The 5,239-nt window shown below is 52.4% G+C and carries 6 protein-coding genes, 1 tRNA gene and 1 pseudogene; 3 read left to right on the forward strand and 5 right to left on the reverse strand.

The window, feature by feature from the left end; genetic code table 11:
* The 3 genes and pseudogenes from ACXJJC_RS02845 to ACXJJC_RS02855 form a co-directional block, all read right to left on the reverse strand.
* Positions 1–489 (reverse strand): annotated as a pseudogene (locus ACXJJC_RS02845) (glutamine-hydrolyzing GMP synthase); the annotation flags it as partial.
* On the reverse strand, positions 482–2,077 hold the full coding sequence (gene pyrG / locus ACXJJC_RS02850) for a glutamine hydrolyzing CTP synthase (protein WP_456369316.1): 1,596 nt from the start codon (positions 2,075–2,077) through the stop codon (positions 482–484). The pseudogene ACXJJC_RS02845 and the gene pyrG, both read right to left, overlap by 8 nt.
* Positions 2,074–2,262 carry a methytransferase partner Trm112 gene (locus tag ACXJJC_RS02855; protein ID WP_456369317.1) on the reverse strand — a complete coding sequence of 63 codons (189 nt, stop codon included), beginning with the start codon at positions 2,260–2,262 and terminating at the stop codon, positions 2,074–2,076. Before ACXJJC_RS02855 ends, pyrG begins: the two co-directional genes overlap by 4 nt.
* A gap of 114 nt (positions 2,263–2,376) precedes the next feature.
* On the opposite strand from ACXJJC_RS02855, the gene ACXJJC_RS02860 reads away from it, so the two are divergent.
* Positions 2,377–2,793 (forward strand): ferritin-like domain-containing protein, encoded by a 417-nt coding sequence (locus ACXJJC_RS02860; protein WP_456369318.1) that lies wholly within the window; start codon positions 2,377–2,379, stop codon positions 2,791–2,793.
* A gap of 16 nt (positions 2,794–2,809) precedes the next feature.
* Here the strand turns inward: ACXJJC_RS02860 and ACXJJC_RS02865 are convergent, their stop codons facing one another.
* A complete protein-coding gene (locus ACXJJC_RS02865; RefSeq protein WP_456369319.1) occupies positions 2,810–3,823 on the reverse strand; it encodes an adenylosuccinate synthetase in 1,014 nt (337 codons plus the stop codon).
* Positions 3,824–3,928: 105 nt separating this feature from the next.
* Here ACXJJC_RS02865 and ACXJJC_RS02870 point away from each other — a divergent pair, with 105 nt between their 5' ends.
* Both ACXJJC_RS02870 and ACXJJC_RS02875 read left to right on the forward strand, forming a co-directional pair.
* Complete coding sequence (locus ACXJJC_RS02870; protein ID WP_456369320.1) at positions 3,929–4,426, forward strand: 3-isopropylmalate dehydratase small subunit; 498 nt, start codon at positions 3,929–3,931, stop codon at positions 4,424–4,426.
* Between the two features lie 110 nt (positions 4,427–4,536).
* Positions 4,537–4,610, forward strand: a tRNA-Thr gene (locus tag ACXJJC_RS02875).
* A 181-nt stretch (positions 4,611–4,791) separates the two neighbouring features.
* Here ACXJJC_RS02875 and ACXJJC_RS02880 read toward each other — a convergent pair.
* On the reverse strand, positions 4,792–5,239 hold a 448-nt coding region (locus tag ACXJJC_RS02880), incomplete at its 5' end, for a DMT family transporter (RefSeq protein ID WP_456369321.1).

The following is a 5,239-nucleotide window of genomic DNA, read 5'->3' on the forward strand; positions in this document are numbered from 1 at the left end:
CAGCTCCCTCAGCGGCTCTATCACTCCCTTGAACCTGTAATGTGTGGGGAACCCACCCACGTTGTGGTGGCTCTTTATTCCGCCCTGGCTCTCAATTATGTCGGGGTATATCGTTCCCTGAATCAGATAATCTGCCTTTACCTCCTCGGCGACCCTCTCGAACACCCTGACGAAAAGCTCGCCTATCACCTTCCTCTTCTCCTCAGGATCGGTAACTCCCCTCAGGGCGTCAAAGAACTCATCTCTCGCGTCAACGAACCTGAGGTTCATGTGGCCGAAGATTTCCCTGACCCTTTCAGGTTCTCCGGCCCTCATAAGGCCGGTATCAACGAAAACCGGAACGAGTCTATCACCTATGGCCCTGTGAGCAAGTACGGTGCACACCGAGCTATCTACCCCTCCGGAAAGAGCTATTATCGCCTTCCCGTCGCCTACCTTCTCCTTTATCTCCTCAATCGCCTTCTCCACAAATTTCTCGACGTTAACCATTAATCTCCCTCCTGTACTCAAGCGCAGCGTTTACCAGCCCCATAAACGGGGGCGAGGGTGCGAATGGCTTTGCCTTGAACTCGGGGTGGAACTGGGTGGCAAAGAAGAACCTCCTGTCTGGAAGTTCGAGGATCTCCATCCTTTTTCCACCATCCGAGTAGCCCGAAAACACAAGACCGCTTTCCTCAAACTCGGGAATGTATTCCGGGTTGACCTCGTACCTGTGTCTGTGTCTTTCGTATATCCTTTCCGAATTGTAGAGCGAATACGCTACCGTTCCTTTCTTGACGGTTATTTCAATGTCGCCGAGCCTCATGGTTCCACCGAGCTTGTCAACCCCCCTCTGCTCGGGTAGGAGGTCAATTACCGGGTGGTCTGTATCTCCGAACTCGGTGCTGTTCGCATCTTCGTATCCAAGCACATTTCTGGCATACTCAATAACGGAGAGCTGGAATCCGAGGCATATTCCGAGAAACGGTATGTCGTTCTCTCTCGCGTACTCGATCGCTCTGATCTTGCCCTCGACTCCCCTCTGCCCGAAACCACCGGGTACCAGAATTCCGTCCGCATCTATCTCTATCTCGTCAAAGTCCTCAAAATCCTCGCTGTCAACCCATATGGGCCTGACCACGGCCCCGTGGTATATTCCGGCTATCTTGAGGGCCTCTCTTATGCTTATATACGCGTCTCTGACATCCATGTACTTGCCCACGATGGCTATGCTCACCTCCTCTCTCGCGTCCCTCATCTTCTCGACGAACCTCTCCCATTCGTGTGAGCTATCCCTCTTTTCAAGTCTGAGCTTCTCGGCTATGTAGCTGTCGAGTTTTTCCTTTTTGAAGAGCAGCGGGACCTCGTAGATATCATCTGCGTCCTTTGCACTGATAACCGCCTCCACAGGAACGTCACAGAACAGGGAGATTTTTCTCTTCGTTGATTCGAGAAGCTCTTCCTTGCACCTTCCAACGATTACGTCGGGATGAAGTCCGAGACTCCTGAGCTCCTTGACGCTGTGCTGGGTTGGTTTGGTTTTCTGCTCACCCCCGCTGTCGAGCGGGACGAGCGTCACATGGACGAGGAGAAAGTCCTCTTCTCTCTCTTCGTTGTGCATCTGTCTTATCGCCTCGAGGAAGGGCATGCTCTCTATGTCTCCAACAGTCCCTCCAACCTCGACGAGGCAGATGTCCGCATTGTTCCTCTCAGCAACCTCCCGGATCCACCTCTTTATCTCGTCGGTCACGTGCGGTATTATCTGCACCGTCTGGCCGAGGTACTCCCCTCTCCTCTCCTTCTCAATTACGTTTCTGTAGATTTTTCCCGTTGTGATGTTGTGGTCTCCCGTCAGCTCAACTCCGATGAACCTCTCGTAGTGACCGAGATCGAGATCCACCTCTGTGCCGTCTTTGAGGACGTAAACCTCACCGTGCTGAAACGGGTTCATCGTTCCCGCGTCGATGTTGATGTACGGGTCAATTTTTATTGGAATCACCCTGTAACCCATGTCAACGAGGATTCTGCCTATGCTCGCAGCAGTAATTCCCTTTCCGAGCCCGCTCATCACTCCGCCAGTTACGACGATAAACTTCATAGCTTCTCCCTCAGCTCAACCGGAAGAAGGTTTGGAATACCGTTCTCTATCGGGTAGTCCACGCCGCACTCCTCGCATATCAGCCTTCCAAAGAGCACCTCCTCTTCGTTCTCCTCCTCAACCTCAAGCTTCAGCTCTCCCTTACAGGTGGGGCAGGCAAGAATATCAAGAAGGCTCCTCCTCATAACGCACTACCACTCTTTCCTCAACTATTAAACTTTTTGTTCACCCGGAAAACCGGGCTATCGATCGGTAGTGTTTTAAACATCTGTCCGGACATTATTTTCGGGGGATGCCGTATGGCGAGTGATGAGCTTAAAGAGCTTCTCAACAGAGCGATTGCGAGGGAAATGAAGGTGTCAATTCAGTACATGTGGCAGCACGTCCTCGCCAAGGGGTTCGAGGGGGAGATAGTGAAACCCCAGCTCAGGGCAATTGCTCTCGTGGAGATGAGGCACGCGGAGCTGATAGCGGAGAGGCTAAGCTATCTCGGTGGGGAGCCCACCACAACTCCCGACCAGATAACGATCGGGAAAACGACGAGAGAGATGATAGAGCTTGACAAAAAGGCTGAGGAGGAGGCAATAGAGCTGTACAGAAGGATTATACGGAAAGCCAAGGAAGAAGAGGACTACACGACGGCGAAGCTATTTGAGCAGATTCTCGAGGAAGAGGAGGCACACCACGATTACTTCTCCTCGATCCTCGGAGAGTAAAATAAAATTTTTATTTTTACAGCTTCTCGTTTCTCAGATCGATTATCTGCTCGAGGGACGGGCCCGTGGATATCAGAGTGACCGGAACCCCAGTATCGTCCTCGACCCGTTCCACGAATTCCTTCGCCTTGGGCGTGAGCTTTTCCCACTCTGTCACTCCGTAGCACTCTCTGTCGAGTCTGTCTATCCCTGTAAGCGCAATTTGTGTCGCGCCATTGACCATCGCGGAGTACCTGGCAAGCTCGCCATCCCACCAGCCGACTCTCCTCCTCCTGCCTGTGACGGTGCCGTACTCCACTATTCCGAGTTTCTCTGCATCCTCCTGGCTCATCTCAGTTGGGAACGGGCCGGCGCCAACCCTCGTTGGAAAAGTCTTGAAAACCACTACAACCTCCTCGATTTTTGTGGGCCCAACCCCCACATCGGCCGCCATCTGCGAGGCTGATGTGTCCTTCGATGTGACGTATGGATAGGTGCCGTAGTAGAGGCTCAGGGCAAACCCCTGCGTCCCCTCAATCAGAACGAAGTCTCCGCTGTCGATGGCCTCGTTCACCTCGAGGGGGACATCGGTAAGGAAGGGCTGAAGCTCCGGGACATCTCTGGCAAGCTTCGCCGTCCTCATGACCCTGTCTGCGTTGGCTGGCCCGCAACCACTCCCGGTTGATCCAATCTTTCCGGCGAGGTGCTCTGAGCTTCTGTCCGCTTCTATGTGTTTCTGCTCTATGATCGCGCATCTGTAATCGACTCTCGCCCTGTCCTCCGCGTTAAGCACCCTGACTTCATCGAGGAAAACACTCGGGTTCACCAGTACGCCCGCCCCTATCAAGAGCTTGGCGTCCCTATAAACGAATCCTGAGGGGAGCATTCTGACTCCGTACTTCTTCCCCTCGAACTCCACCGTGTGACCGGCGTTCGGACCAACTCCCCCTCTGGCGATTATCTTTGGCCTGTCTGAATACGCAATATGGGCTATGATTTTACCCTTCCCCTCGTCACCCCAGAAACCTCCAACAACAACCGTTGCTGTCATCCTGATTCCACCCTTGCATCACTCGAACCCATACTATTTAAATGTTCATCTTCTCATAACCTCAAACGACAAATGTTAAAAACAGACTGCAAATGCACAGAATCAATGAAGCTCAGGGGCAGAGCGTGGAAGTTCGGTGACGACATTTCGACAGACCACATCACTCCCGGCAGGTACTACCACCTCAGGAGCAACATGCCGGAACTCGCAAAGCACGTAATGGAGGACGCAGATCCTGAGTTTCCCAAGAAGATGAAACCGGGAGACTTCATCGTCGCAGGCAAGAACTTCGGGATGGGTAGCAGCAGGGAACATGCACCTCTGGCAATTAAAATTGCAGGTGTTTCGGCGGTCATTGCAAAGTCCTTCGCAAGGATATTTTACAGGAACGCCATCAATGTCGGCCTCCCCGTACTCATCGCGGATACCGAAGGTATTGAGGATGGTGACGAACTTGAGGTCGACCTTTCGACCGGAACAATAAAAAACCTTACCAAGAACACGGAATTAAGGGCAAGGCCACTGCCCGAAATAATGATAAACATCCTGAACGAGGGCGGTCTCGTGGAGTACGTCAGGAAGAAGGGTGACCTTACCGTATGATGATTAACCGCAAGAAATGTCCCGTGTGCGGAAACGAGGCATACTTCCTGCCAACATCGAGTGGAATCGTGTGCGGGATCTGCAACATGCGGTTGAAGTCCGGTTACTGAGCCGCCGTAGCTCAGCTGGTCAGAGCGGGTGACTCGTAATCACCAGGCCGCGGGTTCGAATCCCGCCGGCGGCTCTGGTTCTTTTTCTGTTTTTTGCGATCAGGTGGGGAAAAGGGATTAAATAGGGCCCATCTCCTTACCAAATTATTGCTGGATTTCAGAGAATTCCCGCTCAGGTAGCCGTCAGGACATCTGGATGATCTGGTTTTGTATCAGATTGCCAGACAAAAAGCAGAATTGTGCGTTTTTTATGTTTTAAGACCTCTCAACAAGATAAACTCCCAGAACTATGAGAATTCCACCAAGAACGGTGAACAACCCGATGTCCTCTCCGAGGGCGAAATACGCCATTACCGCTGTGAAGAGGGGTATCAGATACACGAAGACCGCAACCTTCGTTGCCTCCATGACTGAGAGGGCTGAATACCACACAACATAGCCAAAAACCGAGCAGAACAGAGCCAGGAATGCGATGGATATCCAGGTCATCGTGGAAAATGTGGCCGGACTGGCAATGCCCTCAACATAAGCAAAGGGCAGGAGCAGAACTGCCCCTATGGCGAATGCATAGACCGTGAGGGTTTCCGGGTTGTATCTCTCAAGCAGCCTCTTCCCTCCGAGGGTGTACAGTGCCCACAGAAATCCGTCGAAAATCATCAGCAGGTCTCCCTTCAGGGTTTCTGCATGCAGGAATTCCAGATTG

The organism is Geoglobus sp., assembly GCF_054018175.1.

What these genes read in the sequence shown, in the direction of transcription:
- ACXJJC_RS02855 (WP_456369317.1), bottom strand. Translation starts at nt 2,262, where the DNA reads ATGAGGAGGAGCCTTCTTGATATTCTTGCCTGCCCCACCTGTAAGGGA.
- ACXJJC_RS02860 (WP_456369318.1), top strand. Translation starts at nt 2,377, where the DNA reads ATGGCGAGTGATGAGCTTAAAGAGCTTCTCAACAGAGCGATTGCGAGG.
- pyrG (WP_456369316.1), bottom strand. Translation starts at nt 2,077, where the DNA reads ATGAAGTTTATCGTCGTAACTGGCGGAGTGATGAGCGGGCTCGGAAAG.
- ACXJJC_RS02865 (WP_456369319.1), bottom strand. Translation starts at nt 3,823, where the DNA reads ATGACAGCAACGGTTGTTGTTGGAGGTTTCTGGGGTGACGAGGGGAAG.
- ACXJJC_RS02870 (WP_456369320.1), top strand. Translation starts at nt 3,929, where the DNA reads ATGAAGCTCAGGGGCAGAGCGTGGAAGTTCGGTGACGACATTTCGACA.